Annotated in this window: 12 protein-coding genes; all 12 read right to left on the bottom strand. The window is 43.0% G+C overall.

Annotated features, from left to right (window positions below; genetic code table 11):
- The coding region (gene rpoC, locus FNZ24_RS20390; RefSeq protein ID WP_153916633.1) for a DNA-directed RNA polymerase subunit beta' at window positions 1–3813 on the bottom strand (3813 nt) is incomplete at its 3' end.
- An 81-nt stretch (window positions 3814–3894) separates the two neighbouring features.
- A complete protein-coding gene (gene rpoB, locus FNZ24_RS20385) occupies window positions 3895–7926 on the bottom strand; it encodes a DNA-directed RNA polymerase subunit beta (protein WP_153916632.1) in 4032 nt (1343 codons plus the stop codon).
- 240 nt (window positions 7927–8166) lie between these two features.
- A complete protein-coding gene (gene rplL, locus FNZ24_RS20380) occupies window positions 8167–8535 on the bottom strand; it encodes a 50S ribosomal protein L7/L12 (protein ID WP_153916631.1) in 369 nt (122 codons plus the stop codon).
- A 54-nt stretch (window positions 8536–8589) separates the two neighbouring features.
- The gene (gene rplJ / locus FNZ24_RS20375) at window positions 8590–9087 is read right to left on the bottom strand and encodes a 50S ribosomal protein L10 (protein ID WP_153916630.1); all 498 of its coding nucleotides are present in this window, start codon (window positions 9085–9087) and stop codon (window positions 8590–8592) included.
- Between the two features lie 257 nt (window positions 9088–9344).
- Window positions 9345–10046, bottom strand: coding sequence for a 50S ribosomal protein L1 (gene rplA, locus FNZ24_RS20370; protein WP_153916629.1), 702 nt, complete (start codon window positions 10044–10046; stop codon window positions 9345–9347).
- 4 nt (window positions 10047–10050) lie between these two features.
- Complete coding sequence (rplK, locus tag FNZ24_RS20365; protein WP_055026515.1) at window positions 10051–10479, bottom strand: 50S ribosomal protein L11; 429 nt, start codon at window positions 10477–10479, stop codon at window positions 10051–10053.
- Between the two features lie 128 nt (window positions 10480–10607).
- Complete coding sequence (nusG, locus tag FNZ24_RS20360) at window positions 10608–11159, bottom strand: transcription termination/antitermination protein NusG (protein ID WP_153916628.1); 552 nt, start codon at window positions 11157–11159, stop codon at window positions 10608–10610.
- 8 nt (window positions 11160–11167) lie between these two features.
- Window positions 11168–11539: a preprotein translocase subunit SecE gene (gene secE, locus FNZ24_RS20355; protein ID WP_153916627.1), complete on the bottom strand. Its 372-nt coding sequence runs from the start codon at window positions 11537–11539 to the stop codon at window positions 11168–11170.
- A gap of 251 nt (window positions 11540–11790) precedes the next feature.
- Window positions 11791–12975, bottom strand: a complete 1185-nt coding sequence (gene tuf, locus FNZ24_RS20350; RefSeq protein ID WP_153916626.1) for an elongation factor Tu — start codon at window positions 12973–12975, stop codon at window positions 11791–11793.
- A 69-nt stretch (window positions 12976–13044) separates the two neighbouring features.
- Window positions 13045–15141 (bottom strand): elongation factor G, encoded by a 2097-nt coding sequence (gene fusA / locus FNZ24_RS20345; RefSeq protein ID WP_153916625.1) that lies wholly within the window; start codon window positions 15139–15141, stop codon window positions 13045–13047.
- Between the two features lie 79 nt (window positions 15142–15220).
- Window positions 15221–15691, bottom strand: coding sequence for a 30S ribosomal protein S7 (rpsG, locus tag FNZ24_RS20340; protein WP_153916624.1), 471 nt, complete (start codon window positions 15689–15691; stop codon window positions 15221–15223).
- Between the two features lie 77 nt (window positions 15692–15768).
- Window positions 15769–16143: a 30S ribosomal protein S12 gene (gene rpsL / locus FNZ24_RS20335; protein ID WP_055026549.1), complete on the bottom strand. Its 375-nt coding sequence runs from the start codon at window positions 16141–16143 to the stop codon at window positions 15769–15771.
- Window positions 16144–16310 lie beyond the last annotated feature (167 nt).

The following is a 16310-nucleotide window of genomic DNA, read 5'->3' as shown; positions in this document are numbered from 1 at the left end:
ATCACCAGCATCAGTGATTAAGCACTTACGTAGCATTTGGCGAATGATAACTTCAATATGCTTATCGTTGATTTTTACACCCTGTAGACGGTAAACGTCTTGGACTTCATCAACAATGTAGTTAGCAACATGATGGATACCACGTAAACGTAAGATGTCATGTGCAGCCTCTGGGCCGTCAGCAATAACTTCACCACGTTCAACTTTTTCACCTTCGAACACGTTAAGATTACGCCACTTAGGGATCATCTCTTCGTAGTGTTCGCTACCATCAGCAGGACTGATAACTAGGCGAACCTTACCTTTAGTCTCTTTACCAAACGAAATGGTACCTGAGATTTCAGCAAGAATAGCTGGTTCTTTTGGCTTACGCGCTTCGAACAAGTCAGCAACTCGTGGCAGACCACCGGTAATATCGCGTGTTTTAGACGATTCTTGAGGAATACGTGCTAATGCGTCACCAACGTTGATTTGCGCGTTATCATCTTTTGCTACAATCGCGTTGCCTGGTAGGAAATACTGCGCAGGTACGTCAGTACCTGGGATCATAAGATCATTACCAGCTGCGTCAATTAGACGAATAGCTGGACGCATTTCTTTACCTGCAGTAGGACGTGCACCTGGATCGATAACAACAACCGAAGAAAGACCAGTTAAGTCGTCAGTTTGACGCGTCATAGTAACGCCTTCAATCATATCGACGAATTTAACCGTACCCGCAACTTCAGAAATAATAGGGTGAGTATGTGGGTCCCAGTTCGCGATAATCGCGCCTGAAGTCACTTCCGTATCTTCTAGTTGCTCTAGTACTGTACCGTAAGGTACACGGTAACGTTCTTTCTCACGGCCAAGTTCATCAATAATCGCAACTTCAGAAGAACGCGATACGATAACTAGCTTGTTATCGATGCTAGTAACGTACTTAGCGTTATGTAGCTTCAGAGTACCGTTATTTTTAACTTGAACGTTGTTTTCAGCAGAGTCACGAGACGCAGCACCACCAATGTGGAAAGTACGCATCGTAAGCTGTGTACCTGGCTCACCAATTGACTGAGCAGCTACAACACCGATTGCTTCACCGTGGTTAATAATATGACCACGTGCTAAGTCACGACCGTAACAAGCAGCACATACACCGAAGTCAGTATCACAAGAAATAACAGAGCGGACGATAACTTCATCAACACTATGCTCTTCTAATAGATCACACCAAGCTTCATCAAGTAATGTGTTACGTGGAGCAAGTACTTTCTCAGTACCTGGCTCAAGTACGTCAACAGCAACAACACGACCTAGAACACGTTCACGAAGCGGCTCTTTAACATCACCACCTTCAATCAACGGCTTCATAGTCAAGCCTTCTTGTGTGCCACAATCATCTTCAATCACAACCAAATCTTGTGCAACGTCAACAAGACGACGAGTTAGGTAACCCGAGTTAGCTGTTTTCAGTGCGGTATCGGCAAGACCTTTACGCGCACCGTGAGTAGAGATGAAGTATTGTGATACGTTCAAACCTTCACGGAAGTTAGCTGTAATTGGGGTTTCGATGATTGAGCCATCTGGCTTAGCCATCAGACCACGCATACCCGCTAGCTGACGAATCTGTGCAGCACTACCACGAGCGCCCGAGTCAGCCATCATATAGATGCTGTTAAACGAATCTTGCTCTTCTTCCTCACCATCACGATTGATAACAACTTCTTTTTTCAAGTTGTCCATCATCGCTTTAGAGATTTTATCGTTGGTGCTTGCCCAGATATCGATAACTTTGTTGTAACGCTCACCAGCGGTAACAAGACCTGATTGGAACTGCTCTTGAATTTCAAGCACTTCACGTTCAGCTTCTTCAACTAAAGTATACTTCTCATCCGGGATAACCATATCGTTGATACCAACAGAGGCACCAGAGATAGTCGCATAACGGAAACCGGTATACATTAATTGGTCAGCGAAGATAACAGTATCTTTAAGACCAAGTGTACGGTAACAAGTGTTCAGCAATTTCGAGATCTGCTTCTTACCCATGTTCTGGTTAACCAGTTCAAATGGTAAGCCTTCAGGCAGGATCTGCGATAACAACGCACGACCAACTGTAGTATCAACTACATTCAGTGTTTGTGTTTTCTCGCCGTTAGCATCAATCGTTGTTTCAGTTAAACGAACTTTAACGCGAGCGTGCAATTCTGCAGCACCAGTAGCGTAAGCCTTTTCAACTTCATCAACTGACATAAATGCCATACCTTCACCGCGACCGTTAACACATTCACGGCTTGTGTAGTAAAGACCTAATACAACGTCTTGTGACGGTGTAATAACAGGCTCACCATTCGCTGGAGAAAGAATGTTGTTAGTCGACATCATTAACGAACGAGCTTCTAATTGAGCTTCAAGCGTTAATGGTACGTGCACAGCCATTTGGTCACCATCGAAGTCGGCGTTATATGCCGCACATACTAATGGATGCAATTGAATTGCTTTACCTTCAATTAGAACTGGCTCAAATGCTTGAATACCAAGTCTATGAAGTGTTGGTGCACGGTTAAGCATTACTGGATGTTCACGAATGACTTCGTCTAGTACATCCCATACTTCAGCCTGTTCACGCTCAACCATTTTCTTAGCAGCTTTAATTGTCGTAGCTAAACCGCGACCTTCTAACTTGCCATAGATGAATGGTTTAAATAGCTCAAGCGCCATCTTCTTAGGAAGACCACACTGATGCAGACGTAAAGTAGGACCTACGGTAATAACCGAACGACCAGAGTAATCTACACGCTTACCAAGTAAGTTCTGACGGAAACGACCTTGCTTACCTTTGATCATATCAGCCAAAGATTTAAGCGGACGCTTGTTAGAACCTGTAATAGCACGACCACGACGACCATTATCTAATAGCGCATCAACAGACTCTTGTAACATACGCTTTTCGTTACGTACGATAATGTCTGGAGCAGCTAGATCTAATAGGCGCTTAAGACGGTTGTTACGGTTGATTACGCGACGGTAAAGGTCGTTCAAATCAGACGTAGCAAAACGTCCGCCATCTAGTGGTACTAGAGGACGCAAATCAGGTGGCAGAACTGGTAAAACTTTTAAGATCATCCACTCAGGCTTGTTGCCAGAAGTGAAGAATGCTTCCATCAGTTTAAGGCGCTTAGTGACCTTCTTACGACGGGTTTCAGAGTTAATTGACGGTAACTCTTCACGCATTTGATCAATTTGTTCTTCTAAATTGATTGCACGTAGCAAGTCTAAGACTGCTTCTGCACCCATTTTAGCTTCGAACTCGTCACCGTATTCTTCTAATGCATCAAGATATGTTTCTTCTGTCAGCATTTGGCCGCGTTCAAGGCTGGTCATGCCAGGCTCGATCACAACGAAAGATTCAAAATACAGTACGCGCTCAATATCACGTAACGTCATATCAAGCATCAAACCGATACGACTCGGAAGTGATTTCAAGAACCAAATGTGGGCAACTGGGCTTGCAAGATCAATATGACCCATACGCTCACGACGTACTTTAGTCTGTGTAACTTCAACGCCACACTTCTCACAAATAACACCACGGTGCTTCAAACGTTTGTATTTACCACACAAACATTCGTAATCTTTTACAGGACCGAAAATACGCGCACAGAACAAACCTTCACGTTCAGGTTTGAAAGTACGGTAGTTAATGGTTTCTGGTTTTTTAACTTCACCAAAAGACCAAGAACGGATTAGATCTGGCGAAGCCAAACCAATTTTGATTCCGTTAAATTCTTCAGTCTTGCTTTGCTGTTTAAGAAACTTTAATAAGTCTTTCACGTTTCTCTCCTGAAGGAGTTAAACCAGATGCTTTGCTAAGCAAAGCATCCTTGGTTACCAAACATTGCTTAAGAGCGATGCTTACTCTTGATCCAACTCGATATTAATACCAAGTGAACGAATTTCCTTCAACAATACGTTGAAAGACTCAGGCATGCCTGGATGCATCTGATGGTTACCGTCGACGATGTTTTTATACATCTGAGTACGACCGTTAACGTCATCTGATTTAACCGTTAGCATTTCCTGAAGAGTATATGCTGCACCGTATGCTTCTAGTGCCCATACTTCCATCTCACCGAAACGCTGACCACCGAATTGAGCTTTACCGCCCAATGGTTGTTGTGTAACTAAGCTGTACGAACCGGTAGAACGGGCGTGCATCTTGTCATCAACTAAATGGTTCAGTTTGAGCATGTACATGTAACCAACAGTTACTTTACGCTCAAATTCGTTACCGGTACGGCCATCACATAATGTTAACTGGCCTGAGTCAGGTAAGCCTGCAAGTTCAAGCATTTGCTTGATCTCTTTCTCTTTAGCACCATCGAATGCTGGCGTAGCAACTGGTAAACCACCTTTAAGGTTTTTAGCCAGACGCAATACTTCATCGTCAGTGAATGAGTTGATGTCGACTTTCTGAAGAACTTCGTCACCTAATTCATATACCTGGCGGATGTAGTCGCGCAGTTCAGCAAGCTCACGTTGCTCTTCAAGCATAGCAGTAATTCGATTACCGATACCCTTAGCTGCAGCACCTAAGTGAACTTCTAGTACCTGACCAATGTTCATACGCGAAGGTACGCCCAATGGGTTAAGTACGATATCAACTGGATCACCAGTTTCATCGTATGGCATGTCTTCGATAGGGCAAATCTTAGAGATTACACCTTTGTTACCGTGACGACCCGCCATCTTATCACCAGGCTGGATAGTACGTTTAACTGCAAGGTAAACCTTAACAATCTTAAGTACGCCAGGTGCTAAGTCATCACCTTGAGTGATTTTACGACGTTTAACTTCGAACTTCTTATCGAAGTCAGCTTTAAGCTCTTCATGTTGCTCAGCTAATTGCTCAAGCTCAGTTTGCTTAGCTTCATCATCAATAACTTGAATTAATACATCTTTGCGTGGTAGCTCAGCTAATTTAGCTTGAGAGAAACCTGCAGATAGTAATAAGTTACGTGCACGGCTCAAAACACCTTCTTCAAGGATTTCGAACTCTTCACCTAAATCTTTACGAGCTTGACTAACATGCATCTCTTCAATTTCAAGTGCACGCTTATCTTTTTCGATACCATCACGAGTGAAGACTTGAACATCGATGATAGTACCTTTAACTGAGTTAGGAACACGTAATGAACTGTCCTTAACATCAGAAGCTTTTTCACCGAAGATTGCACGCAATAGCTTCTCTTCTGGAGTCAGCTGGGTTTCACCTTTAGGTGTCACTTTACCAACTAGAATGTCGCCGCCTTTAACTTCTGCACCAATGTAAACGATACCTGACTCATCTAATTTAGACAGGGCAGATTCACCTACGTTTGGAATATCAGCAGTAATTTCTTCGCTACCTAGTTTCGTATCACGAGCAATACATGAAAGCTCTTGGATATGAATGGTAGTGAATCGGTCCTCTTGCGCTACGCGCTCAGAGATTAAGATCGAATCTTCGAAGTTATAACCGTTCCAAGGCATAAACGCGATACGCATATTTTGACCAAGAGCCAAGTCACCTAAATCGGTAGACGGGCCGTCAGCTAATACATCACCACGAACAATTGGGTCACCAACAGAACAACAAGGACGTTGGTTAATACAAGTGTTTTGGTTAGAACGAGTGTATTTAGTCAAGTTGTAGATATCGATACCAGCTTCACCTGGCGTCAATTCTGCTTCGTTAACTTTCACTACGATACGGCTAGCATCAACATAGTCGATTACACCGCCACGTTTCGCAGCTACAACAACACCTGAGTCAACAGCAAGAGTACGCTCAATACCAGTACCAACAAGAGGCTTATCTGCTCTTAAAGTAGGTACGGCTTGACGTTGCATGTTTGCACCCATCAATGCACGGTTAGCATCATCGTGTTCTAAGAACGGAATTAGTGATGCCGCAACAGAAATAATCTGTTGTGGTGATACATCCATATACTGGATGTCAGCAGCACGCATAAAGGTTGATTCACCTTTATGACGACAAGCAATTTGTTCTTCAAGCATACGGTTTGAAGAGTCAAGTTCGATGTTTGCCTGTGCAATCACATAACGACCTTCTTCAATTGCTGATAAGTATTCAACTTCATCAGTAATTACACTATCAACCACCTTACGGTAAGGGGTTTCAAGGAAGCCGTACGAGTTTGTACGAGCGAAACTTGCCAATGAGTTAATTAGACCAATGTTTGGTCCCTCTGGCGTTTCAATCGGACATAAACGACCGTAGTGAGTTGGATGTACGTCACGTACTTCGAAACCAGCACGCTCACGTGTTAAACCACCAGGACCAAGTGCAGAAATACGACGCTTATGCGTCACTTCTGACAACGGGTTGTTTTGATCCATAAACTGTGACAATTGTGAAGAACCAAAGAATTCTTTCACAGCCGCAGAGATAGGCTTAGCATTGATTAGATCTTGTGGCATAAGCTCGTTCAGATCGCCTAATGATAGACGCTCGCGAACAGCACGCTCAACACGAACTAGACCAACACGGAATTGGTTTTCAGCCATTTCACCTACGCTACGAATACGACGGTTACCTAAGTGGTCAATATCGTCGACTTCATCGTAACCATTACGGATTTCGATGATTTTTTTCATAACGTGTACGATGTCTTCTTTAGACAGTACGCCAGCACCTTCATCTTCAGAAATCTCAAGACGACGGTTGAACTTCATACGACCTACTTTAGATAAGTCATAACGTTCTTCACTGAAGAACAAGTTCTGGAATAAGCCTTCTGCAGCATCTTTGGTTGGTGGCTCACCTGGACGCATCATGCGGTAGATTTCAACTAATGCTTCTAGGCGGTTAGTTGTAGAATCAATGCGTAATGTGTCAGAAATGTATGCACCATGATCAAGATCATTGATAAATAAAGTATCAACTTCTTTAATACCCGCTAAAGAAAGTTTAGCTAGGTCTTCAAGGGTGATTTCAGCATTTGCGCTAACAAGTACTTCACCAGTATCTTCATCAATGTAATCTTGCGCAGCGAATTTACCAACGATGTAATCAACTGGTACTTCAAGTTCAGTTGTATTGGTTTTTTCAAGCTGTCTGATGTGACGTGCAGTGATACGACGACCAGTTTCAACCAATAAGTTGCCATCTGTGTCTTTAATATCGTAACTAGCAGTCTCACCACGTAGGCGATCTGGCACAAGTGCCATCACTAGAGAATCTTGCTTAATCTTGAACTCAATACGTTCGAAGAATAAGTCTAAGATTTCTTGAGTAGAAAACTCTAATGCACGAAGGATGATGGTCGCTGGTAATTTACGGCGACGGTCAATACGTACAAATAAGGCATCTTTTGGATCAAATTCAAAGTCAAGCCATGAACCACGGTAAGGAATAATACGTGCGTTATAAAGCACCTTACCAGAAGAGTGGGTTTTACCACGGTCATGATCAAAGAATACACCTGGAGAGCGGTGTAACTGAGACACGATAACACGCTCAGTACCATTGATAACAAAAGTACCGTTATCAGTCATCAATGGGATATCACCCATGTAGACTTCTTGTTCTTTAATATCTTTAACTGTGCCTGGTGCAGCTTCACGGTCATATAAAACCATACGCAATTTAACGCGTAATGGAGCTGAATATGTAACACCGCGGATCTGACACTCTTTCACATCAAAAACTGGCTCACCTAGCTTGTAACTGACGTATTGCAGTTCAGAGTTGCCAGAAAAGCTCTTGATGGGAAAAACGCTACGGAATGCAGCTTCAAAGCCGCGTTCACCCGTAGGATCTTGATCGGTGAACTTCTTAAAAGAGTCTAATTGAATAGACAACAGGTACGGAATATCCAAAACTTTTGGACGTTTGCCAAAGTCTTTACGAATACGCTTCTTTTCAGAATAGGAGTAAACCATGGGTTTCCTCTACTTACGAGATGTGACCAAGACTGAAATAATACAAAGATTAAATCAGCACGTTTGCCCATCACCGTTGATGGCAAGAACCTAACCAGTAATCTCTGCTAGGAACTGCTAATAACTGGCGACAAACGGTGAATAAAAAATCGCCTGCGCATATAGCGCAAAAAAGGCCGACGGTTAAAAAACCGCCAGCCTCCGCCCGATTACTCGGGAGGTGGTAAGCTAGAGTATAACTTACTTAACTTCTACTTCAGCGCCAGCAGCTTCTAGATCGCCTTTAAGGGCTTCTGCTTCTTCTTTAGTGATAGCTTCTTTAACTGCAACTGGTGCAGATTCAGCCATAGCTTTAGCTTCTTTCAGGCCAAGACCTGTAGCGCCACGAAGTGCTTTAATAACAGCAACTTTGTTAGCACCGAAAGAAGTCATAACAACGTCAAATTCGGTTTGCTCAGCAGCAGCACCGCCAGCGTCGCCGCCAACAGCAACAGCAGCAGCTGCAGCAGAAACGCCGAATTTTTCTTCCATTGCTTCGATTAGTTCAACAACTTCCATTACAGACATTTCTGCGAAAGCTTCTAAGATTTGGTCTTTTGTGATAGACATAACAAAAAATTCCTATTGTACTGAATTCAATTAATTTAAGCGGCTAATAAAATATTAAGCTGCTTCTTTTTGATCGCGAAGAGCGGCCAATGTACGAACAAACTTGCCAGCAGATGCTTCTTTCATAGTCATCATCAACTGAGCTAGTGCTTCGTCGTAAGTTGGTAATTTCGCTAAACGATCAATATCTGCTGCAGGGATTACTTCCCCTTCAAAGGCTGCTGCTTTAATTTCAAACTTTTCTTGTGCAGCTGCGAAATCTTTTAGAAGACGCGCTGCAGCACCTGGGTGCTCAGTAGAAAATGCAATTAAAGTAGGACCAGTAAACGTGTCAGACAGGCACTCAAAATCAGTACCAGCTACAGCGCGTTTAACTAATGTGTTACGTACAACACGTACATAAACACCAGCTTCACGAGCTGCTTTACGCAGACCGGTCATATCACCTACAGTTACACCGCGTGAATCGGCAACAACTGCAGATAAAGCACCTTTGGCTGCTTCGTTGACTTCAGCAACAATCGCTTTTTTGTCTTCGAGTCTTAATGCCATTGGCTTTACTCCTGGATTCTACCTAGGGATATCCCTAGTATTTACCATATTAAACACTTATGTGTTTAACGACTTACGGTGCAGATTTCCAGCAGAACAAAATCTATCTGGGGGGTCTGACACCGTCTACGTAGGAAATTAAGTTATCCTAAGAAAACACCTACGGTCTTGGACGGAAATCTGTTTTCAACATTGTCGAAAACAGACCTCAACCCACAAAGTGCGCGGATTATATACTAACCCGCTCGCTTTGTATATTACTTAAGGTCTTCCAATGTAGCTTGGTCAACCACAACACCTGCACCCATAGTGGTAGAGATGCTGACTTTTTTCACGTATACGCCTTTAGCAACTGCAGGCTTAGCCTTTTTCAGTGCTGCGACTAACGCTTCTAAGTTTTCTTTAAGCTGTGCAGGTTCAAAATCCACTTTACCGATAGTAGTGTGGATAATACCATTCTTGTCGTTACGGTAACGAACTTGGCCAGCTTTAGCATTTTTAACTGCATCAGCAACATTTGGCGTTACTGTACCAGTTTTAGGGTTAGGCATAAGACCACGTGGGCCTAAGATTTGACCTAACTGACCAACAACGCGCATTGCATCTGGAGATGCGATAACTACGTCGAAGTTCATTTCACCAGCTTTAACTTGTGCAGCTAGCTCGTCCATACCAACTAACTCTGCACCAGCTTCTTTAGCTGCTTCAGCGTTTGCGCCCTGTGTGAACACAGCAACACGAACTTCACGGCCAGTACCATGTGGTAATACTGTAGCGCCACGAACGTTTTGGTCTGATTTACGAGGATCGATACCTAGGTTAACAGCAACGTCAACACTTTCTACGAATTTAGCAGTAGCAAATTCTTTTAATAAAGAAACAGCTTCATTGATATCGTAGCTTTTTGTTCCGTCGATTTTCTCGCGGATTACGCGCATGCGCTTAGTTAGCTTTGCCATTATATTAGTCCTCTACTACCAAACCCATTGAACGTGCAGTACCTTCAATTGAACGCATCATCGCTTCAACATCAGCACCAGTCATATCAGCCGCTTTAGTTTCAGCAATTTCCTGAACAGCGCTGCGCTTGATAGTACCAACTTTCTCGGTATTTGGACGGCCAGAACCAGACTTAAGACCTGCAGCTTTCAATAATAAGAAAGATGCTGGAGGAGTCTTAGTTTCGAACGTGAAAGAACGATCGTTGTATACAGTGATAACAACAGGAATCGGCATACCTTTGTCGAACTTTTCAGTACGAGCATTGAATGCTTTACAGAATTCCATGATGTTCACACCTTTTTGACCTAGAGCAGGACCAACTGGTGGAGACGGGTTTGCAGCACCGGCTGCTACTTGTAGCTTAATATAAGCTTCAATTTTCTTTGCCATGTCGACATTTCCTCAATTTGGGTTCAAACGCTATCGGCTACATGCCAATGAGCTCCCCTTGAAAACAACGGGTGCGGATTATACTAAAATCCGCACCCGCAAACAAATACTATTTGTATTTAATTTAATCAGTTCTTTTCAACTTGTTGGAAGTCTAACTCCACTGGAGTAGAACGACCGAAGATCATTACTGAAACCTTAACGCGGTTTTTGTCGTAATCAACTTCTTCAATAGTGCCATTGAAATCTGCAAATGGACCATCGTTAACACGGACAACTTCACCAGGCTCAAACATAACGCGATGAGTTGGAGACTCAACGGTATCTTGTAAACGCTGAAGAATGGCATCCGCTTCTCTATCTGAAATTGGTGCTGGACGATCTGAAGTCCCACCAATGAAGCCCATTACGCGTGGAATGCTTTTCACTAAGTGCCAGCTTTCGTCATTCATTTCCATTTGGACTAATACATAGCCTGGGAAGAATTTACGTTCGCTTTTGCGACGTTGACCATCACGCATTTCAACTACTTCTTCTGTAGGTACTAAAACCTCAGCGAAGTAATCTTCCATGTTGTGCATCTTAATATGTTCAAGCAAGGTTTTAACCACTCGGCCTTCATAGCCAGAAAATGCTTGAATAACATACCATCTTTTTTTAGCTTCTGTTGCTTCAGTCATGTAAATGCCTATACGCCAGTAATTAGGTTAACAACGCGCAATAGCACCCAGTCGAAACCCCAAAGGATCACGGCTACGACAGCTGTTGCAGCAAGAACAATGAATGTTGTGTTTAGCGCTTCTTGACGCGTAGGCCAAACCACTTTACGTACTTCAATGTGAGCTTCACGAGCAAAAGATAAAGCTTCTTTACCTTTTACCGTTTGCAGAGCAATTAAGCCTGCAATTACAAAGGCAACAATTACGCCTAATGCGCGTACTACTACACTGGCTTCGCCAAATGCTTGGTTGCCAATAACAGCGGCGGCAATCAAAATAACTGCAATGCCCCACTTAACAATATCCAGAGAATTATTCTGGTTTTCAGTATTTGTCGTCATCGGTTGGTTCCGTTACTCACTAAGACCTGAGCTTAAATTTGATAAATATGTACCATTTTATCAAATAGTACTTCCGAGTTTAGTCACGAAAAGCATTAGCTCAGGGTCAAAAATCGGCCATAGATTGTATTCTTATTCTAGTCAGTTCGCAAGGTCGACACTAGAGAACATTAGCAAAACTTTAAAAAAATCTGTAAAACAAAAAAAGGAAGCCGAAGCTTCCTTTTTAAAGTGTTAACTAAAGGTCGCTATTAAGCAACGATTTTAGCTACAACACCAGCACCAACAGTACGGCCACCTTCACGGATAGCGAAACGTAAACCGTCGTCCATCGCGATTGGGTAAATTAGTGTAACAACCATCTTGATGTTATCACCAGGCATTACCATTTCAACGCCTTCTGGAAGCTCGATAGTACCAGTTACGTCAGTTGTACGGAAGTAGAACTGTGGACGGTATCCTTTGAAGAATGGAGTGTGACGTCCGCCTTCTTCTTTGCTTAACACGTATACTTCTGATTCGAATGTAGTGTGAGGAGTGATAGTACCTGGCTGTGCCAATACTTGACCACGCTCAACATCTTCACGCTTAGTACCACGTAAAAGAACACCACAGTTTTCGCCAGCACGACCTTCGTCAAGAAGCTTGCGGAACATTTCAACACCAGTACAAGTAGTCTTAGTCGTTTCTTTAACACCAACGATTTCAACTTCTTCACCAACGCGGATGATACCACGCTCAACACGACCAGTAACAACTGTACCACGACCTGAAATTGAGAATACATCTTCAATTGGAAGTAGGAACGGCTTATCGATGTCACGCTCTGGCTCTGGGATGTATGAATCTAAAGCTTCTGCTAATTCGATAACTTTAGGTTCCCATTCTGCGTCACCTTCAAGCGCTTTAAGTGCAGAACCTTGGATAACTGGTAAGTCATCACCTGGGAAGTCATATTCAGAAAGAAGTTCACGAACTTCCATTTCTACTAGCTCAAGTAGCTCTTCATCGTCAACCATGTCACATTTGTTCATGAATACGATGATGAAAGGTACACCAACCTGACGTGAAAGCAGGATGTGCTCACGTGTTTGTGGCATTGGACCATCAGTAGCAGCAACTACTAAGATAGCGCCATCCATTTGAGCAGCACCAGTAATCATGTTTTTAACATAATCGGCGTGACCAGGACAATCTACGTGTGCGTAGTGACGAGTAGGAGTGTCATATTCGATGTGAGAAGTATTAATTGTAATACCGCGCTCACGCTCTTCAGGAGCGTTATCGATTTGTGCGAAATCTTTAACGTCACCGCCGTATGCTTTAGTCAATACTGCAGAGATTGCCGCTGTTAGAGTAGTTTTACCATGGTCAACGTGACCAATTGTACCAACGTTTACGTGTGGTTTACTACGTTCAAATTTTTCTTTAGCCACGATATATTCCTTTCTTTTCAGAAGTGCTCGAGTACGAGCTATATAACATTTAGTTTAGCACCTAAATTATTAGGTACGTGATTCAATAATCGCATTTGCAATGTTTGATGGTGCATCAGCATACTTAGCAAACTCCATTGAGTAAGAAGCACGCCCCTGAGTTGCACTACGCAAGTCAGTCGCATAACCAAACATTTCTGAAAGCGGAACTGTTGCATGGATAATCTTAACACCACCCAAGCCATCGTCCATTCCATCAATAACACCACGACGTCGGTTTAAGTCACCTACTACATCGCCCATGTTATTTTCTGGTGTGGTAATTTCCACTTTCATTGTTGGTTCTAGTAACACAGGGCTTGCTTCTAGCGCACCCTTTTTGAAGCCCATTGAACCAGCAATTTTGAAAGCCATCTCATTTGAATCGACATCATGATATGAGCCATCAAATAAAGTTACTTTCACATCGAGCATCGGATAACCGGCTAAAACACCGTTTTTCATTTGCTCTTGAATACCCTTGTCTACTGAAGGAATGAATTCACGAGGAACTGCACCACCAACAATTTCATTGACAAATTCATAGCCTGCACCATCTTCCAATGGTTCAATTTTCAACCAAACATGACCAAATTGACCACGTCCACCTGATTGGCGTACAAATTTACCTTCCACTTCAACTGAAGAGCGAATCGTTTCACGATAAGCAACCTGAGGTTTACCTACGTTACATTCGACATTAAATTCGCGACGCATACGGTCTACGATAATATCTAAATGTAATTCACCCATTCCAGAAATCAATGTTTGAGCAGACTCTTCATCAGTTTCCACTCTAAAAGAAGGATCTTCAGCCGCTAACTTTTGTAGCGCAATCCCCATTTTATCTTGGTCTGCTTTAGAGCGAGGCTCAACGGCAATGGTAATTACAGGTTCTGGAAACTCCATACGCTCTAGAATCACTTTGTGATCGTTTGCGCAAAGAGTATCGCCTGTTGTCACTTCTTTTAAACCAATTGCCGCGGCAATATCACCAGCACGAACTTCTTTTAGTTCTGTACGGTCATTTGCATGCATTTGTACGATTCGACCGACACGTTCACGCTTCTGTTTAACAGAATTATAAACCGCAGCACCCGACTCTAGTACGCCTGAATATACACGGATAAAGGTTAAAGTTCCAACAAATGGATCAGTCGCAATCTTAAACGCTAACGCAGCAAATGGTGCGTTATCGTCTGATGGGCGTTCCACTTCATTCTCATTCTCATCGACACCCTTAATTGCAGGGACTTCGATAGGAGCAGGAAGGAAATCAACCACCGCATCCAACACCGCTTGGACACCTTTGTTCTTAAAAGCAGAACCACAAGTTGCCAATACGATTTCGTTGTTAATTGTGCGCTGACGTAGTGCGAGTTTAATCTCTGATTCAGATAAAGTGCCTTCTTCAAGGTACTTTTCCATGAGTTCATCAGAGGCTTCTGCTGCACTTTCCACTAGATACTCATGCATCTCTTCAGCCTTAGCTAAAAGATCTGCAGGAATTTCTTCATAAGAGAAAGTGGTTCCCTGATCTTCTTCAGACCAGTTAATCGCTTTCATCTTAATTAAATCAATAACCCCTTTAAAGTTCTCTTCTGCGCCAATATTCAAATGAATTGGAACACAAGTAGCACCTAAACGGTTACGGATTTGGTCAATGACACTATCGAAGTCTGCACCTGCACGGTCCATCTTATTGACGAACACCATACGAGGGACTTCATACTTGTTAGCTTGACGCCAAACAGTCTCAGATTGAGGCTCTACCCCTGATGAACCGCAGAATACAACTACAGCTCCATCTAGGACGCGTAATGAGCGCTCTACTTCAATAGTAAAATCAACGTGACCAGGGGTATCGATGATATTAATGCGATGTTCGGTGAATTGAGCATCCATACCACGCCAGAATGTGGTTACAGCAGCTGAGGTGATAGTAATACCACGCTCTTGCTCTTGAACCATCCAGTCAGTAGTAGCGGCGCCGTCATGCACCTCACCGATTTTATGAGACAAACCGGTATAGAACAGAACACGTTCTGTTGTGGTAGTTTTACCTGCATCCACATGAGCAACAATACCGATATTACGATAACGCTCAATTGGGGTTGTACGAGCCACTAGTTATACCCTCTCACCTAAAGCAAATGCTTTAGTAAATATCAACAATATGGAGTGGGCTAACGCCCACTCCATCAAATTACCAACGGTAATGAGCAAAGGCTTTGTTAGCTTCAGCCATGCGATGCACGTCTTCACGCTTCTTAACAGCAGTACCTTTGTTTTCAGATGCATCTAGCATTTCACCTGCTAGACGTAGAGCCATAGATTTTTCACCACGCTTGCGAGCAGCTTCAACTAACCAGCGCATCGCTAGTGCGTTACGACGCACTGGACGAACTTCACATGGTACTTGATAAGTTGAACCACCAACACGACGAGATTTAACCTCGACTGAAGGGCGAACATTATCAAGAGCTGCTTCAAGGATACTTAAATGATCTTCGCTTTTCTTTTCAGCGACAACATCTAGTGCCTTGTAGATAATTTTTTCAGCAGTTGACTTTTTACCGTCAACCATAATGACGTTGATGAACTTAGCCAACAACTCACTTTTAAACTTTGGATCTGGTAGGATTTTACGTTGTCCTACAACGCGACGTCTTGGCATAACAATTCTCCGTATGCTTCAGGTATTTCCAAAACTGGAATATTTTTAACTAGCTTGGCCTTACTTAAACGGACAAGTTATGACTTAGGACGCTTAGCACCGTACTTAGAACGGCCTTGGCGACGAGCACTAACGCCAGCACAATCTAATGCACCGCGAATAGTGTGGTAACGCACACCCGGTAGATCTTTAACACGACCACCACGGATTAGAATTACACTATGTTCCTGCAAGTTGTGACCTTCACCACCGATGTACGAAGTAACTTCGAAACCGTTAGTTAAGCGAACACGTGCTACTTTACGTAGTGCAGAGTTAGGTTTTTTAGGTGTTGTAGTGTAAACACGAGTACAAACACCACGTTTTTGTGGACACGCATTCAACGCTGGCACATTAGTCTTTTCGACTTTTGGCGAGCGTGGCTTACGTACCAACTGGTTTACAGTTGCCATGAATAGCTCCGTTCAGTTGAATAATCTCAACAATTTTGTGTGAAAAATCTATATCCCACTATGATGGGACGCGAAAGTTTAGAAAGGTATTGGCCAACTGTCAAGAAATAGACAACTTTTCGTGCAATTCCCAATAAAAAAGGCGCCTWTGGCGCCTTTTTTATTGG

The sequence above is a fragment of the Shewanella sp. TC10 genome (genome assembly GCF_009663145.1).
Taxonomy (GTDB): Bacteria; Pseudomonadota; Gammaproteobacteria; order Enterobacterales; family Shewanellaceae; genus Shewanella.
The sequence above is the reverse complement of the archived record's forward strand: the minus strand, read 5'-3'. Positions and strand labels throughout refer to the sequence as shown.

Coding starts and splice junctions, on each gene's coding strand:
- rpsG (WP_153916624.1), bottom strand. CDS start 15,691: ATGCCAAGACGTCGCGTTGTAGGACAACGTAAAATCCTACCAGATCCA.
- rpsL (WP_055026549.1), bottom strand. CDS start 16,143: ATGGCAACTGTAAACCAGTTGGTACGTAAGCCACGCTCGCCAAAAGTC.
- nusG (WP_153916628.1), bottom strand. CDS start 11,159: ATGACTGAAGCAACAGAAGCTAAAAAAAGATGGTATGTTATTCAAGCA.
- secE (WP_153916627.1), bottom strand. CDS start 11,539: ATGACGACAAATACTGAAAACCAGAATAATTCTCTGGATATTGTTAAG.
- rplA (WP_153916629.1), bottom strand. CDS start 10,046: ATGGCAAAGCTAACTAAGCGCATGCGCGTAATCCGCGAGAAAATCGAC.
- rplK (WP_055026515.1), bottom strand. CDS start 10,479: ATGGCAAAGAAAATTGAAGCTTATATTAAGCTACAAGTAGCAGCCGGT.
- rpoB (WP_153916632.1), bottom strand. CDS start 7,926: ATGGTTTACTCCTATTCTGAAAAGAAGCGTATTCGTAAAGACTTTGGC.
- rplL (WP_153916631.1), bottom strand. CDS start 8,535: ATGTCTATCACAAAAGACCAAATCTTAGAAGCTTTCGCAGAAATGTCT.
- rplJ (WP_153916630.1), bottom strand. CDS start 9,087: ATGGCATTAAGACTCGAAGACAAAAAAGCGATTGTTGCTGAAGTCAAC.